The 16,528-nt window shown below is 42.5% G+C and carries 12 protein-coding genes; 7 read left to right on the forward strand and 5 right to left on the reverse strand.

Annotation, left to right across the window (positions count from 1 at the left end; translation table 11 throughout):
* Positions 1-102: 102 nt before the first annotated feature.
* Positions 103-711 carry a hypothetical protein gene (locus V7K85_RS20320; protein ID WP_334815938.1) on the reverse strand — a complete coding sequence of 203 codons (609 nt, stop codon included), beginning with the start codon at positions 709-711 and terminating at the stop codon, positions 103-105.
* A gap of 192 nt (positions 712-903) precedes the next feature.
* Positions 904-1,491, reverse strand: coding sequence for a thylakoid membrane photosystem I accumulation factor (locus tag V7K85_RS20325; protein WP_334815940.1), 588 nt, complete (start codon positions 1,489-1,491; stop codon positions 904-906).
* Positions 1,492-2,040: 549 nt separating this feature from the next.
* On the opposite strand from V7K85_RS20325, the gene V7K85_RS20330 reads away from it, so the two are divergent.
* The 6 genes from V7K85_RS20330 (at position 2,041) to V7K85_RS20355 (ending at position 9,395) form a co-directional block, all read left to right on the forward strand.
* Positions 2,041-3,378, forward strand: coding sequence for a Mur ligase family protein (locus V7K85_RS20330; RefSeq protein ID WP_334815942.1), 1,338 nt, complete (start codon positions 2,041-2,043; stop codon positions 3,376-3,378).
* Between the two features lie 60 nt (positions 3,379-3,438).
* Positions 3,439-4,254 carry a type 1 glutamine amidotransferase gene (locus V7K85_RS20335; RefSeq protein ID WP_334815944.1) on the forward strand — a complete coding sequence of 272 codons (816 nt, stop codon included), beginning with the start codon at positions 3,439-3,441 and terminating at the stop codon, positions 4,252-4,254.
* Positions 4,255-4,670: 416 nt separating this feature from the next.
* A complete protein-coding gene (locus V7K85_RS20340; RefSeq protein ID WP_334815946.1) occupies positions 4,671-5,249 on the forward strand; it encodes a Uma2 family endonuclease in 579 nt (192 codons plus the stop codon).
* Positions 5,250-5,473: 224 nt separating this feature from the next.
* Positions 5,474-6,016: a hypothetical protein gene (locus tag V7K85_RS20345; RefSeq protein ID WP_334815948.1), complete on the forward strand. Its 543-nt coding sequence runs from the start codon at positions 5,474-5,476 to the stop codon at positions 6,014-6,016.
* A 115-nt stretch (positions 6,017-6,131) separates the two neighbouring features.
* A complete protein-coding gene (locus V7K85_RS20350) occupies positions 6,132-6,506 on the forward strand; it encodes a hypothetical protein (RefSeq protein WP_334815950.1) in 375 nt (124 codons plus the stop codon).
* A 342-nt stretch (positions 6,507-6,848) separates the two neighbouring features.
* On the forward strand, positions 6,849-9,395 hold the full coding sequence (locus V7K85_RS20355) for a COR domain-containing protein (protein ID WP_334815952.1): 2,547 nt from the start codon (positions 6,849-6,851) through the stop codon (positions 9,393-9,395).
* A 150-nt stretch (positions 9,396-9,545) separates the two neighbouring features.
* On the opposite strand, the gene hetF is transcribed toward V7K85_RS20355, so the two are convergent.
* Positions 9,546-12,056: a cell division protein HetF gene (gene hetF / locus V7K85_RS20360; protein ID WP_334815954.1), complete on the reverse strand. Its 2,511-nt coding sequence runs from the start codon at positions 12,054-12,056 to the stop codon at positions 9,546-9,548.
* Between the two features lie 1,893 nt (positions 12,057-13,949).
* Between hetF and V7K85_RS20365 the strand changes: the two genes are divergently transcribed.
* Positions 13,950-14,273 carry a thioredoxin family protein gene (locus V7K85_RS20365; RefSeq protein WP_190727634.1) on the forward strand — a complete coding sequence of 108 codons (324 nt, stop codon included), beginning with the start codon at positions 13,950-13,952 and terminating at the stop codon, positions 14,271-14,273.
* Here the strand turns inward: V7K85_RS20365 and V7K85_RS20370 are convergent.
* A complete protein-coding gene (locus V7K85_RS20370; protein ID WP_334689528.1) occupies positions 14,260-14,493 on the reverse strand; it encodes a hypothetical protein in 234 nt (77 codons plus the stop codon). The two genes, V7K85_RS20365 and V7K85_RS20370, sit on opposite strands and share 14 nt — an antisense overlap.
* Before the next feature lie 120 nt (positions 14,494-14,613).
* Positions 14,614-16,464, reverse strand: coding sequence for a S8 family peptidase (locus tag V7K85_RS20375; protein ID WP_334815956.1), 1,851 nt, complete (start codon positions 16,462-16,464; stop codon positions 14,614-14,616).
* Positions 16,465-16,528 lie beyond the last annotated feature (64 nt).

The following is a 16,528-nucleotide window of genomic DNA, read 5'->3' on the forward strand; positions in this document are numbered from 1 at the left end:
GATAATAGAATTGTTCCACCTACGCTTGGGCGGGGCATGAACCTAAATAATTTTTAATTCTTTAATCTAAAATCTAAAATCTAAAATCTAAAATTCGCACGGTCAACCAATGGGGCGATTACCAGGATTGACTGCATGAATATATTCACTACCCGATCGCGGTCTTCCGCGTTTATAATAAGCTTCTTCTGGTTTACCCCATCCTAACTGCAAAATCATTTCCAAAAAGCTAGAATTTTCCCACTTGCACAAACTTGCCCATTCTGTTCTTTGAACAATTCTCTCTACATCAGATGTGACAATTTGTTGGTATTGTTTACTATTATTGAAACTCAAGTATAAATCCATCCCCATAGAGACTTTATACCAAAATTCTACGATAGAATTTTTAGCGGCTTTTAATATCTCTAAGTCACTGTTGAGGGCTATTAACTCGGTGTCTACTTCAGGATAGTTCAAGTTTTTACCTTTGACTGTTACCTCCCGCCAGATAATACCTGAAACTTGATTTTCCCTTTGATAGTCGTGAATTGCAGTTTTGAAATCTTGATAGGCAGTGAACTGTTGCAGCCCATCATTTTTGAGAAACTGGTCAATTACAGGATTGCCAGAGACTGTTATTTCTAATTTTAGGCGTTTTCCCTTAAGGCAGGCTTGACGTTCATCTGCCAAAATTTGAATTAGCTCGTGGGTGGTGTAAACTTTTGACATCAGAATACACTTTAGTTAGTCATTGGTCACTGGTCATTAGTCATTAGTCATTAGTCATTTGTGACGGACTATAGACTATATAACTTTTTAATCTGTTAACACAGATATTTAAATATTATGCTTTGGCATCGGCAGTAAATGTAGTAACAAGCACTAAAAATTAGGGCAGACCAATTAGGTCTACCCCATAAGTTACTTAGCTAACTCACTACTGAACTCATTGAAGGCTCGCCGCTTTAGCTGTGCTGTTTCCGTGCGTGGTAATAAATCAAATATTTTGCGAAATTCATCGTCTATCTCTTCAAAAGGTACTTGACCCTTCTTATTCAAAACTACCTCACCTGATTTATTCAACACCACCACTTGAGGAACACCCCCAGAATAGTAATATCCTGGTTCTTTAGGGTCGTAGGTCTGTTTACGCGGGATATTATCTACATTAATAGGCATAATCTCTACTACCCGACCATAGAATTCCTGTACCCGTGAAATGGAAATGGCATATCTTTTGGAATCGCTGCTGTCATCTACATAAAATGCCAAAAATACGGGTTTATGTTCCGCTAAAGTCTGTGCCAGTGTCTGTCTGGGAGGAACCAATGAACCATTGCCAGCATAAACGACGAAGATGTTGCCATCATATAAATCATTATTCAGACCAGCATATGCAGGTTGCATACTTATAATGAAAAGACTTGCAAGCAACAACAGGCATTTGGACAACCACCTTCGCCAGCCAGTAATTTGTTTATGTAAAAAAAGAAATTTAATGCTATTCATCAAAAGGAACCTTGCAAGCTACTACTTGTCGTGATTTTGTACTGAATTCAGCAAACTGGGCTGGATATGTAATTACGCCCACGCACTATTTTTTAAGATAACGCTTACTGAGATTATCTCTCGTAAGTGGGGAATGGGGGATGAGGAAAAAGTTAGAACTTAAAGTGTCAGCCTCAAAGGCTCAAGTTTCGACCTCAAAGGCTCAAGTGTCAGCCTCAAAGCCTCAATCTCCCATTTTCCCGACTCCCCCCTCATCTGACTTTTCACGTCATGCGAAAAAGAAGAAGCGAAACCTAACCCCCCAGCCCCCTGATTCCCTGCATCTTAATTAGAACTTAGGGAATAACTCTCTGAAACTCTTATTCCTTGGTGTCCTTTGCGTCCTTCTCTACGAGACGCTGCGCGAACGCGGTTCGTTTTTTCATAATTTTGCGTAAGTCTTGTTAATTTTGAGGGTGGCTTTTTAAGCTAGGATTCGCTAAACTCACAAGATTAAATTTGCAATTAAATACTTTTAATTAGCAACTACCAGAAGACTAAGGTACGGATGTGGGAAACAAAATACAATTCATAGATAGGCTGCGACTGGGTTTCGCGGTGTCAGTGGCAAAAAGTGTGACGTTTATTGTGCGATCGCTCCGTCTGGGAGCTGCTAGTGTGTTACCAGGCTCGATTGCTCATCGCATTGAACCGAGACTTTTACAATTATTGAGTCAGCAAGTTAAAAACGGGGTAATTTTAATTGCTGGTACTAACGGCAAAACCACTACAGCACTGCTTTTATGCACGATACTAGAACGCAAGGGTTACCGCATTGCTCATAATTCTACAGGTGCAAATCTGGAAAATGGCTTGATGACGGCGCTATTGGAAACCACCAACTTACTAGGCATACTAGATGTTGATTACGCCATTTTGGAAGTTGATGAAAATATTGTACCAAGAGTATTAACGCCACTCCAGCCGCGAATTATTCTCTGTTTAAACTTGTTCCGCGACCAACTCGATAGATACGGGGAAGTAGACACAATTAGTAAACGTTGGACAAAAGTTATTTCTACCCTACCAGCAGAAACGCTGGTAATTCCCAATGCTGATGACCCAACTTTATCTAACCTCGGTCAACAGTTACCTCAAAGGGTGTTGTTCTTTGGTTTGAATGAACCAGAACATTATCTAGAAGCTATTCCTCACGCTGTTGATTCTATTTATTGTCCCAGATGTGGACATTCTTTAGATTATAAAGGTGTTTATTTGTCTCATTTGGGAGATTTTACTTGTCCCAAATGTGGTTTTAGTAAAAGTAAACCGACTCTCGAAAGTAGTGAATGGTCGCAAATTCTGGTTGGTTTGTACAACAAATATAATACTTTGGCTGCTGCTACTGCGGCTATTGAGTTGGGAGTTGATGAAGCAACAATTAGAGATACCATTAACAACTTCCAAGCTGCGTTTGGTCGGGCTGAAGATTTAGTAATTAACGGTAAACGAGTGCGGATATTGTTATCAAAAAATCCTGTAGGAACGAATGAAACCATTCGCGTAGTTACTCAAAGCACAGATAAAACCACACTGCTGGTATTGAACGATCGCACGCCAGATGGCACTGATGTATCCTGGATTTGGGACGTGGATACTGAGAAATTAGTCGAACGCGGAGGGACTTTAGTAGTGAGTGGCGATCGCGTCTATGATATGGCACTACGTTTACGTTACAGCCAAAAGTCCCCTGAAAGTAACTTAAATTTAATAGTCGAAGAAGATTTGCGACAGGCGATCGCTACCGCATTAGAGCATACACCAGACAATGAAACTTTGCACATTCTGCCCACCTACTCAGCCATGTTAGAAGTGCGAGAAGTTTTGACTGGTCGGAAAATTCTTTAAATTGGGAAGTGGGGAGTGGGGAGTTAGGAGTTAGGAGTTAGGAGTTAGGAGTTAGGAGTTATGAGTTTTCCAGAGTTGGAATTAACAATAGGTTGGCTTTATCCGACACTGATGAGTACCTATGGCGATCGCGGTAATGTAATTACTATAGAACGTCGCGCTCAGTGGCGGGGATACGATGTTAAAGTGTTACCCCTAGATCAAAATGCCACAGCCGCAGATATTAAAACTGTAGATGTAATCGTTGGTGGTGGCGCACAAGACCGTCAGCAAGAAATTGTCATGCGTGATTTGCAAGGTGCAAAAGCTGACGCTATGCGCAATAAAATCGAAAATGGAACACCGGGAGTATTTACTTGTGGTTCACCCCAGTTACTGGGACATTATTATGAACCAGGCTTGGGACAGCGGATTGAAGGTTTGGGAATACTCGATTTAGTTTCCGTGCATCCTGGTGAAAATACTAAACGCTGTATTGGCAACTTGGTAATTGAAGTGACAGCCTCACGTCTGGCGCGAGATTTAAAAGAGATGACGGGTAGCACACCATATTTAGTAGGTTTTGAAAATCACGGCGGACGTACCAAGTTGGGAAAAGTAGAAGCATTGGGGCGCGTGGTGTATGGTTTGGGAAATAATGGTGAAGATGGGACAGAAGGAGCATTTTATCAGAATGCGATCGCTACTTATTCCCACGGACCTTTGTTACCCAAAAACCCCTTTGTCGCCGATTGGTTAATTCAAACAGCGCTGCGACTAAAGTATCAGCAGGAAATTACCTTAGAACCTTTTGACGATAGTCTCGCTGTACAAGCACGAGAAGCGATGTTTAAGCGGTTGAAAGTGAGTTTACCAAATACTGCGGCTAGGGTTTAAATTTTCGTGTTTTTCTCGTTCCCTGACTTTCACCGAATTTTAGATTTTAAATTTTGGATAATGGAAAAGAAGATTCTTGCGTTCCATTATTTAAAAAGCGCAAAGTCAGAGCGGCGGCTCCGGCCGTTAGCGCAGCGGTAGCGGGTCTGTGAGCGTCTTTGAACTTTGTAAGGGAGGTTTGAGAGCAAGCGAATTTAGGCATGGGGTCAATCTAAAATCTAAAATCTAAAATCCAAAATTACTTGACAGGGAACGCAATTCAGGAGACTCTGCTTCTCATTTTAAATTAACAAAAGACAGAAGTCCTAAAGTACTGCATTTACCCGTAAAACTTGAGAACGATAGAAAAAACCTCTCCCGACACGGGGAGAGGTTTGGAGAGGGGTCAAATTTGATATAAAGCAAGGGGGCAAAATATGACTCAAGTCTTACGCAAACTAGTAACATTTGATGAATTTATCGCCTGGTATCCCGAATCTTCAGACAGGCATTATGAACTACATGATGGGGTAATTGTTGAAATGGCTCCTCCCACAGGTGATCATGAACAGATTATTGGATTTTTAGTTGGGGAAATAGTTACAGAATACAAACGTTTAAAACTATCTTATTTCATCCCCAAAACGGCATTCATTAAACCGACCCAGAGCGAAGCAGCTTACTCACCAGATGTACTGTTGTTGAATAACTCTAATTTAGTAAATGAACCTCTGTGGAAAAAAGAATCTACTGTAAGCCAAGCGGCATCAATCCCTTTAGTAATTGAAGTGGTAAGTTCCAACTGGCGCGACGACTATTTTACCAAAGCAGGTAAATATGTTCGCGCAGCGTCTCGAAGAGAAGAGATCGGAATACCTGAATACTGGATTGTAGACTACCTTGGCTTAGGTGGTAGACGATTTATTGGCAATCCTAAACAACCAACTATCTCGATTTACCAACTAATTGAAGGTGAGTATCAAGTTAGGCAATTTAGGGGAAATGACCGCATTTAGTCACTAGCGTTCCCAGAGTTGAATTTAACTGCTGAACAGATTTTTCGGGCTGGAGAATTTTCTTAACTTACCATACACCGCCAATCTTCTGCGTAGGCGTAGCCCGCCGCAGGCATCGCTACTTATTCCCACTAACTTTCTGGCATAGATTATACTGGCAAAAAATCACCAAAATATTTCAATCTAGTTACGATAAAAGTCTTTCATCTACTAGGAACAAATTTATGCGAAATTGGCCATCTTGGATTCCTACTCCCCGGTTTTGGGTAAATGCGATCGCCCTCATCTTGTTAATGATTGGTTTACAGTATGCGATCGCCTATTTTTGGAATATTATTTCCATCCTGATTAACTTCCTACCCCAGTCTATTTCTGTCAAGTTCTTGTACTTATTAACTTTACTAGCCCAACTTTTGCCCATCGTGGTAGTCGCATTGCTTCACCATTGGCTGCATCGATTTTTAGATAGCTTCTTTCCTGAGAGCCAACTACCACAAACAGAGCCAACAGTAGGAGTTTTTCCTAGTTTGATCAGTTGGTGGGAAGGATTGTATGGCTGGTTGGTGAATATTCTCTCGCTAATCATAGCATTTAGTATTATAATGCTTTTCTTGCCATCTCCTGATTTATTGAATTTGTTCAGTTTATTTAAGATTCAAGCGCAGCCTCTGCTGATAGTCCAAACTATAATTCGAGTCGTTATTGCTGCCTATCTTTATCAATTTGAGTATTTAGTGCATCAGCGTTTGATAGCAGCAGGTAGATAGTATAGCAATCTTATTTGATTTGTAAAAATCGTCAGCCTCAGATCCCCGAATTCTTAAAGAAGTCGGGGATCTTGTTGTTCGCGAATGATTTAGGATTGCTATAGACTTTTACGGAATGCTAAACGTAGTTCGCTTCAAAGTAGGGGTACACCTGCGTTTGTGTCCCAGTAAACTCCCCGAATTCTATTCGCTTCACTTATCCACTAGGAAAAAAGACTTCATTGACGAGTCTCAAAGACTCTTTAACAAAGTTCGTAGCCCCATCCACGAATATCAAAGATTGATTAACGGAGTTCGTAACTCCATTAATCAGTCTCAGATACTCACCGACGAGTATCAAACACTCGTCCACGAGTATCAAAGACTCGTGAACCAGCAAAATATCCTCGTGAACTGGCAAAATATCCTCGTTCACGAGGATCAAAGACTCATTAACGGAGTTCATAGCTCGATTAATGAGTATCAAAGACTCATCCACGAGTCAACCTAAACATTGGTAATGATAAATTCTGTTTAAAATCCCGTAAAAATTATTAGCGCTCGTGTAGTGTTACACAGCATAGTAGATTGCTTTGATATCTTGCAGCATTCTTAATTAGTAGCCGCGATCGCCTGAAACTCGAAGTTCTAGGAACCAATAGCAAAAGTCACTCAAGTAGACTAAAACCTAAGTCTAGAAAGAATTTAGTCATCTTAAAAGGACTTTTGCTATCAGCCATAAGTTAGAAACCTATGGCAGTTATTAGGATTAGTGCAAGATACTAGTGGTTGCAAGATCGCCCACCGAATCAGGGGCATTACATTTAATTTTCCTTGACAGGTGAACCTCCGTATGAGATACACGCCTCAACATTTTCTTGAAAAAATCCGCGAAGCGAAAAAGAAACGGCTTAAAGAATTAGATTTAAGCAATGGTTGGGGTTTAACAGAAATTCCTACTGAGGTGTTTGAACTGGAATGGTTGGAGATTTTGAATTTAAGCTACAACCAATTAACTACGCTGCCAGAAGCGATCGCCCGCTTGCAACAACTTACCTCCCTGAATTTAAGCCGCAACCAATTAACGAGGCTGCCAGAAGTATTTGCCCGACTGCAAAATCTCTGCACGGTGTATTTAAGCAATAACCAAATTACAACGCTGCCAGAAGTACTCACCCACCTACAAAACCTCACACAACTGTATTTAAGCAGCAACCAAATCACAACACTGCCAGAAACATTTATCCATCTACAAAACCTCACTGAGTTGTATTTACGCGATAACCAAATTACAACGCTGCCAGAAGCACTCGCCCACCTACAAAACCTCACTGTGCTGGGTTTAGGCGATAACCAAATCACGGCACTGCCAGAAGCACTCGCCCACCTACAGAACCTCAGTGTGCTAATTTTAAGCGGCAACCCCATTGAAAAGCCACCACCAGAAGTTATTAAACAAGGTATTGAGGCGATTAAGGATTATTTCCGGCAACTGGAAACAGAAGGCACAGATTATCTGTATGAAGCAAAGTTACTAATTGTCGGCGAAGGCGGAGTAGGGAAGACAACACTTGCAAAAAAGATTGAAGACCAAAATTATCAACTCCGAGAGGAAGATTCTACCAAGGGAATTGAGGTTATCCAGTGGCGTTTCTCAATGCAAAATGGGCGAAAATTTCGAGTCAACATCTGGGACTTTGGAGGGCAAGAGATTTACCATGCTACTCACCAGTTTTTCCTCACCAAGCGTTCCCTCTACGTTTTAGTGGCAGATACCCGCAAGCAAGACACAGATTTTTATTACTGGCTGAATGTAGTGGAACTGTTGAGCGATAACAGTCCGCTGCTAATCATCAAAAATGAGAAGCAAGACCGCCACCGGGAGATTAATGAACTCCAGTTACGGGGACAGTTTACTAATTTGAGGGAGACTTTACCAACAAACCTTTTTGATAATAGAGGTTTAGAACAAGTTTTAGAACAAATCAAGCATCACGTTAAAAATCTACCCCACATTGGCAATCTCCTCCCCAAAACCTGGGTTAGAGTTCGGGAAGCTTTGGAGAGGGATGCACGCAATTACATCAGCTTGGATGAATACCTGAATATCTGCCAACAAAATGGGTTTACTCAAAGAAATGACAAGTTGCAGCTGAGTAGCTATCTGCACGATTTGGGAGTATGCTTGCACTTCCAAGAAGACCCACTTTTGAATAAGACTGTCATCCTTAAACCCAAGTGGGGTACTGATGCAGTCTACAAAGTGCTGGATAATGAAAAGGTGATTCGCAACCTGGGTAGTTTCACACGGTCTGACTTGGCAAACATCTGGTGTGAAGACGAATACGCCACGATGCATGATGAACTATTGCGCCTGATGATCAACTTCAAGCTATGCTACGAAATTCCTAGAAGCCAAGGAAAGTATATTGCCCCACAACTGCTATCTGAAAATCAACCCTCCTATGATTGGAATCAAACCAACAACTTGATTCTGCGTTACACTTACGAGTTCATGCCTAAGGGGATCATCGCCCAATTCATCGTCGCCATCCATGAGTTGATAAATGAACAAAAATGTGTCTGGAAAAGTGGCGTTGTTCTCAGCGAAGACCAGACGAAGGCAGAGGTGATTGAATATTACGGCAAGCGGGAGATTAAGATTCGAGTCTCAGGTCATCACAAAAGAGATTTGATGACCATAGTTACACATGAACTCGATAAAATTCATGACTTATACAAGAAGCGCCTGAAGTACAACAAGTTAATTCCCTGTAATTGCGATACCTGCAAACATAGCCAAGAGCCACATTTTTATAAGCTTGAAAATCTAAGAAATCGCCTTGCTAAACAAAAATATGATATTGAATGTGATATTAGCTATGAAAAAGCGAATGTTTTGAGCTTAATTGATGATGTGATAGATAAGGGTAAAGAGAAGTTATTTTTAGAGCAGTTAGAGGTTGAAGCGAATCCACCTCAATCTCCACAAATACCATCTAATATATATTTCAACATAAATCAAGTTCAAGAACAACAAAATCAAATTCGTCAAAAGGAAAATAATTCGATGTCAACAGTAAATCAATACGGCTCTGGGGATAACGTTGCTGGCGATAAAGTCATGCGTGATAAAATCGGCACTCAAATTAACAACTCGCAAAACTTGGCACAAGCTGCAAAAGATATTAAAGAACTTTTAAATCAACTGTCACAGGAATATTCCAATACTGCGATTGTTGGCGTCAAAGCAGTAGAAGAAATAGAACAAAAGCCAAAACTTAAAGCTCGAATTATCAATGCCCTGAAAGAAGCAGGATCAGAAGCTCTGGAAAAAGCAGTTGATCATCCTGCTGTCAGCATTGTCATAGCAGCCACCAAGGGTTTCATCGATGGTTGAAGATATGGTGATTTAATCAGACTGGAAAATGAAATTCACCGCCCAAATACTAGCTTATTTTACTAGAAACTTGAATGGTAAATTTCTGTTTTCATTAAGAGTCACAAGCGATGTCTACGACGGGCTACGCCTACGCACCACTACAACATATTACTGTTCTTCACCTTTTTCCTGAAGGAGCGATCGCCAATCTTCAATCGCCTTCTCCGTCCACAACCAATTTTTAGCTAATTTATCTACCTGGAAATTTACTGGATCAGACTTAACTACCATTTGCCGCAACTTGATCGCTTCATTCAGATACTGTGCCTGCTTACCATTAGATTGACTAAGTGCAGATTTATACAGTCCAAGAGCTAAACCAGCATAGGAAGTTAAAGCATCCTGAGGCACTACCGTCTTTGTGGATGTTGAGCGTTTGTTCTGCTCTTTGAGAGCTAAATTCAAAGCTTTGAACCAAGAGTCATTCGCTCGATTTAGATTACCTTCTGTGTAGTAGGCAAATCCCAAAGCGTTATTATACAAAAGCGATTCTGGTTTAGCTTTTGTAGCAGTTTCCCAATAACGGCGGGCATCATCGACGCTATAGTTATTGTCTCCAGTTTGGATAGACTGCCACGCTAATCGTCCCTTGTAAAAGTTGACAGATGGATCATCAGCTTGTTTATTTGGAACTAATTTAAGGGCAGTATCAGCCGCAGCCAGTGCGCCACGATTGAGTAGTTCTTCTACAGCCAATAACCCACCTTGCAAGTCGCCCTGGCTCAATTTTTCCGTAGCGGTGGCGGTGACAATTCCAGTCGCTGCTGTTTCTAAGTCGATATTTTGCTGCTTTTGAATGGGTAGAGACTGGGTAGAAATTTCTGGTATTTTAGGCATTGCTTGGGGTCGATTTTGCCACCACCAATTTAAACCGATCGCAGCTGCTAACGCACTGATTCCCACAATACCCACAATCGGCCAAAGCCTGCGACGTCGCATCGGAGGTCTTGGTGGGGCTGGTTGCGAGCGCGAAAAATCAGAATTTTCCCAATTTCTTTGAAAGTTCCCAGCAGTTTGAGGTGGCGGTGCTGGGGCTTCTCCCCACAAATTTGCTTCCTTTTGCAAAGAAGTTATTTCCTCTGAAACCTGCCTTTGCTGAAGACTATTTTCCTGAATTTGTTGATCTATTTCAGTTGGAGCTTTTTGGTTATCTAGCTGACGAAATAAATCCGAAACTATCGCCGAATCTTCTGCATAGTTTGGGTCATCATACTCAATTTCATCAACGAGATCGCCCCAAGTATCTTCACCCAGCCAGTCCAACCCAGAATCACGCGCCAAATCAGAAGGGAGCATTTCCTCCATTCCTAAAGGCATCTCGGTATCATCTGCGATCACAGAATACATCGTAGAAGTTGCCCCTAAAGGCGAACTATACTGGTTGGGGGACTCCGCACTTTCGGATAACTCAGTTTCCTGCCTCAAGAAACCGTCAAATTCTGGCTGGAGATATAAAATCGGTAATGCCCAGTACATCTGGTGAGAACCATAGGCTGAAATTAATCCTTGGCGCACCCGACTTACGCACAAATCTACTGGATATCCCTGACTCAAGTTGCGGTAAAACAATTGTGTGAGCGTCAACGCCACTTCATCAGGAATCCGTTCTGACATAGCCAAAACGCTTCTAATTCCGCGCTTCACCAGACTTTCTGCCAGGTTTCGTTCGCCAGTATCTCCAGAAGGATTGGATGCAGCTGTGTACGCCCCCAAGCAGGAGTTAAACACTGCCATTTGGATGTTATTGTTGACGAGCAAACCTGCCAGATCGTCCCCAGTTAAGATTTCTGTTAAGCCAGTTTTGCGACTAGCAAGATAAATTTCTCCGCCATTAGAGCCTAAGTTACTATGACCAGAGTAGTGGAGAACGTGGTATCTGCCTTGTTCTAGGGCTTGCGTCAGTTCTTCCCGTCCTGGTTGATCTAGCACAGTCAGGTCAATTTCTGGCAAACGATTGCTACCTTCAGCAAGTCGTGATGTTTGACGGTGAAGTTCAGCTTGCAGTTTGACAGCTTCTTGTTTGAGTAAGTCAAGACTGACTTGATCTGAGGGGGAAGCAATTACCATCAATACTTTTACACCACCTTGTTCTAGTGGTGTGGGCATATTTCGCGTAGGCGTAGCCCCCCGCAGGGATCGCAAAGGGGAAGCCCCCAAAATTCCACTTTGGAACCGAGAAAAAGCGACATAAGGCCCAGTAGCCAGAGGGCGATCGCCTGCGTGCATCACTTCCCAAGGCAGACGAGCTAACCTGGTGTCTTTTAACCCCAAGCGTAAGCGTAGTACTTGTTGATGGTTCTGGGCAATACCTTGGGCAGTAATCCAACTATCTCTGAGAGTGCCTTGAAATAGGGCGTTATAAAATTGTTGACCCAACGCCACCAAGTTTACAGAGTTTCTGGCGATATCGCTTTCATGCCCGCCAGAAGCGAATGGATCTCCCTGCAACACCGACTTCAACGGGTCATTCATCAAATGTCCAGCAGCGCTCAACCAATCAGCTATAGGCCAAGTCACCAGTTCTTCTGCCAATGGCACCCCAGGCGCGACTTGTTCCGTCCGCACCAAGTAGTCATTTTGCCCTACAGGAGTTACCGAAATGTGGAATTCCTGGGTCACAGTTTCTCCTGTCCGCCTCCTAAATCTGGTTTGAAACGCGAGAGTTTCAAGTCGATTTTTCGCTCCCTCTGATAACTTAGATGCATCCCACCCCTGAATGTTTCTGATTCTAGTTGTTTTGCTTTTTCTGCCTTTACAACTTTATCCGGATCGGATTACTTGGGACTAGAACACTTAATTGGTAGATGCACCTTGATCTTCAACTCCCCTAGTTGGCTAACACCCACTGGGGGTTTTTTTATTTTGGCAAACAACAGCAACTTCTGACGCAGATATTCTCTACCAGAAAATAGTGCTTAACCCTAGAATACTTGATTAGTAGATGGATGTCCCTTGATCTTTAACTCCCCTAATTCAGTTAATATCCACTCTTGTTTTTTTTGACACACGATAACAATTAATTTTCTAATGAATTTATCCGGAGCATGGTGGTTAAACCTAGAACATTTAAGTGGTAGATGCACCCTGATAACTAGCTCCCCTGGTTGGCTAAAACCCACTGGGGGTTTTTTTATTACTCAGTAAGTACAAAATTTAAGCACTAAAAACCACCAAACCTATATCTTAATAAGCCTTAGCCAGTTGGTTCTTTGGTTCAAAGACGCTCTTGCTAGCAAGCTTTAAGAGTCTGGAAACCCTTTGAGTAGTTCCTACCCTGCGCGTTCCTACGTTGCGATCGCTACGCTAACAGCAAGGCACTGCCTCCCCTGGAAAAGGGGAACTCTAAGAGCCAACTTTTTCAGGGGTTTGGGGATCATCTTGTGCATAAGTTCTAAAACAGCAATAATCCCTGACACACCCATCTTTTAAGGCAGCGCATTGGTCATTTAATTGGCAGGTCTGTCCTGATAACTAACCCCTCTGAGCTTTTTCTCTGATAAATAAACAGTAACAACTTCAACCTCTGCTAATTTATCCGGTAGCTACCCATTTACTTGAGAAATGATTATTGGTAGATGCACCCTGATAACTCACTCCCCTGGTTGGCTAAGACCGACTGGGGATTTTTTCTAGTTGCTGCAGCTACGCCCGTCGTAGACATCGCTATCAACCCTAATTTTGACCATTTTCTCCGGAAGATACTGGCTGCCTCTAGAAAAGATTACTGGTAGATGCACCCTGATAACTCACTCCCCTAGTAGGTTAACACCAACTGGGGTTTTTTTATTTAAAAAAATAACTGACCTTTGTACAAATTTATCCGGAGTATGGTGTTCAACCTGAGAACATTTAATTGGTAGATGCACCCTGATAACTAACTCCCCTGGTTGGCTAACACCCGCTGGGGGTTTTTTTTGGCGCTCGTTCTAACATTTGCTGCCCATATTATAACTAGAGTGCACCACTACTTTTGTTGCTACTGCTGGTAGACCTTGAGTATCCTCCTGTTACCAGGATAGAGCATAACCTGATCACTCAATCTCTGAATCGCTTTCTTTTTATTATGAGCTAGAGATGCCACACCAAAATGATTGCTATGATATTTAATCATATTCTTAATTTTTTTTCTACATTTTGACCCTTAACTCTTTGTCTGCCAGCAATCATGGTGTCAAATTCAGATCACAGCTTCCTCGCCGACTAGATTATAATTTCTCGTTCCCAGGTTCAGCCTGGGAATGCAGTACTGAAGGCTCTGCCTCCCAAAAAATTGCCCTGCCTACTTCTAGTAGTTTGTCAAGTTGAAATTGATGAGTAAGCAAGTTCATAGTAAGCACTTTAGTGCTTACTACAAACCCTCTTGCACTAGCTTGACAAACTATTAGTAGGAAAGAAGGAAAAAATACTGGTTCAGGGTTTCAGCCTGAAGTTGACACTAATGACCAGCTATATGGTAATATTTCATGGCATTATGCTAAAAAACTTTGCCTAGAATCAAAGAGTCGCCAACCCATGAGTTTAGCTGTAATTAAGTTCTCTTCAGAAGAGTGCGGCATCTGCCACAAAATGTCTTTTTATGACAAAAAGGTGGCTGAAGAACTGGGTTTAGAATTTATCGATGTAAAAATGCAGGATACGGCTGCTTACCGCAAGTATCGCAAGATTCTATTAACTCAGTATCCTGATAAATCAGAAATGGGATGGCCTACTTACATCATCTGCAATTCTCCAGAAGGAGAATTTCAAATTGTGGGTGAGGTAAAAGGAGGTCATCCCAAAGGGGAGTTTAGAAGCCGTCTTCAAGAGGTTCTGAATTCCACAGCTAATCAGAACTAATTACCTCAAAAGATTTGACCTCTAGGACAGGGCCAATCATGGCAGTTGTCATGATATCTTCACGCACCTGTCCTTTAACTTTTGCTTTTTGTCCGGCTTTGAGTAAGTCTTTGTCAGCCCCTCTGAGGATTTCGTAAGTAACGCCCTCTTCTGTGACTAACGCCCATGCGCCTGTGCCAATATCACGGCGTTCGATTGTACCTTTAAGTGTAATGCTCATAAACAATGCTGAGTTGTGAGTGCTGAGTGCTGAGTGCTGAGTGCTGAGTGGGGGAGTAGGGAGTTAGGAGTTATTAAGAATTCTTCCTCCATGCCCCATGCCCAATGCGCAATTCCCAATTTATGCTGTTTTATCTTCGTTTTTCAATGCTAAACGAGCCAGTCCATAACAGATTAGGGCATTGGCGATCAGGAAGAGGCGTGCTAAGTGACCACTTCCCAATCCCCAAACTGCGGGATCGAAAAATGCACTTATCGTCAAGCACGCTGCTACACCTAAAGTTGAACCAATGGCAAACCATTTCCAACTAGGATGTCCCAGCAGCAATGCCATTAACAGAATGGGAATCAGTACGCTAGCAAACAGGGGATTAAAAGCATCAGTTCCCTGGAGGGTATTGCCTAGTTCGGGAATTGAACTGCCCAAAACCCGGAAAGGCCATTGGGGAAGATCAAAAATATAGATTCCCTTGAGGAAAAATAACCCCGAACTGCCGGCAATTAAGCCACTAGATAAAGACCAACTCCAAGTGAAGGGGAAGTAAACCCGTAAAAACCAAGCCAGCAGATAGGAACCAACTACCATTAAAATCTTGGGTAACAGTGCGATCGCACCACCATCAATCCAAAAGCCGGGGTTAAGATAACCGTTATCCCGTAACCACCGGAAGAAATCTGTAAAACTGATTTGTCCGGCAAAGGCTAGTTTTACTGCTGCTTCGGCATTGAGTTGTCCAGCGCCATAATAGTTCAAACCATCATCCTGGATAACTCGTGCCGACTGCTTAAGGACTTTTAACACTTCATCTGGTTCTTTGATGCCAGCAGCTTTGATTAATGCCGCAACACCAGCAACGTGCGGAGAAGCCATGCTTGTACCCTGGAAGCCCAGAAATACCCCTTCGCCCTTTTCGTCAATAGTTTCTTGGAGAATCTTACCAGCTTCACTACCACCAGGAGCAGAGATATCTACCCCAGCACCAAAGTTAGAATAGGGTGCTTTTTCGCCATCTGGGCCAATTGCCGAAACGCCGATTACGTAGGGATAGCGGGCTGGATAGCTTGCCCCATTGGCGTTTTCATTCCCGGCTGCGGCAATAATAACTACACCTTTTCTATGGGCATACTCAATCGCTTCTTTCATCAACTTGCTTTCACCGCCACCGCCCAAGCTCATATTAATCACATCTGCGCCTTTATCAGCAGCAAATTTAATCGCTTCGGCAATATCGGCAACAGTACCGCCACCATATGAACTGAGTACCTTCAGCGGCATCAGACTGGCTTCGTAGGCAATTCCAGCTACGCCATATTTGTTATTTGTGGCTTGGGCAATAGTTCCGGCAACATGGGTACCGTGACCATTATCGTCTTTGGCTTCTTCTCGGTCGTTAACAAAATCATAGCCTTTGACGAATTTTGTCTCATACAAGTCCCGCACCTTGGTAATTCCGGTGTCAATCACCGCAACTGTGATGCCACTGCCTTTGGTTTGACTCCATGCGCCTTCAATGCCGATTTTGTGCAAGTTCCACTGCTTGCTGTAATATTGGTCATTGGGGCCAGTTAATGAGGGACTTGCTTCATCATTTTCTTGGGGTCTCAAAAATTCTCCCAGCCAAGCTGCTTGACCGGGTTGTGGGATCTTCCTGTAGATGTAATTTGGTTCAATGAATTCTGTAGTTTGGGCAAACTGAGATTTTTTCAGTTCTTGGAGTCGCTGGCGATCGCCTTTGACAATATACACATTATCTTTTTCGGAAAACTTATTGTCTAATTGGGGTGTAACGTTGTATTGTTTGGCGATCGCTTGCAGATTCTGTTGCACCACAAGTGATGGAATATCTTCGCGAAAATCAAGCAAAATCGTCTCAAACTCTCCTTTAGCTGCCAATCCCTGGAAATTCAGGAAACCAAACATGGCAGATCCTAGCCCAATGACAAACAAGCACAATAATATAAGTTTTTTCATATTAACTCATCACCGCTTTTTGCCAGTTTGCTCACTACCATAACTTATCTGCATCCTTTATTGG

The organism is Nostoc sp., from assembly GCF_036917615.1.
Lineage (GTDB): Bacteria > Cyanobacteriota > Cyanobacteriia > Cyanobacteriales > Nostocaceae > Nostoc.

What these genes read in the sequence shown, in the direction of transcription:
- V7K85_RS20320 (WP_334815938.1), bottom strand. Translation starts at nt 711, where the DNA reads ATGTCAAAAGTTTACACCACCCACGAGCTAATTCAAATTTTGGCAGAT.
- V7K85_RS20325 (WP_334815940.1), bottom strand. Translation starts at nt 1,491, where the DNA reads ATGAATAGCATTAAATTTCTTTTTTTACATAAACAAATTACTGGCTGG.
- V7K85_RS20335 (WP_334815944.1), top strand. Translation starts at nt 3,439, where the DNA reads ATGAGTTTTCCAGAGTTGGAATTAACAATAGGTTGGCTTTATCCGACA.
- V7K85_RS20340 (WP_334815946.1), top strand. Translation starts at nt 4,671, where the DNA reads ATGACTCAAGTCTTACGCAAACTAGTAACATTTGATGAATTTATCGCC.
- V7K85_RS20345 (WP_334815948.1), top strand. Translation starts at nt 5,474, where the DNA reads ATGCGAAATTGGCCATCTTGGATTCCTACTCCCCGGTTTTGGGTAAAT.
- V7K85_RS20350 (WP_334815950.1), top strand. Translation starts at nt 6,132, where the DNA reads ATGCTAAACGTAGTTCGCTTCAAAGTAGGGGTACACCTGCGTTTGTGT.
- V7K85_RS20355 (WP_334815952.1), top strand. Translation starts at nt 6,849, where the DNA reads ATGAGATACACGCCTCAACATTTTCTTGAAAAAATCCGCGAAGCGAAA.
- V7K85_RS20365 (WP_190727634.1), top strand. Translation starts at nt 13,950, where the DNA reads ATGAGTTTAGCTGTAATTAAGTTCTCTTCAGAAGAGTGCGGCATCTGC.
- V7K85_RS20370 (WP_334689528.1), bottom strand. Translation starts at nt 14,493, where the DNA reads ATGAGCATTACACTTAAAGGTACAATCGAACGCCGTGATATTGGCACA.
- V7K85_RS20375 (WP_334815956.1), bottom strand. Translation starts at nt 16,464, where the DNA reads ATGAAAAAACTTATATTATTGTGCTTGTTTGTCATTGGGCTAGGATCT.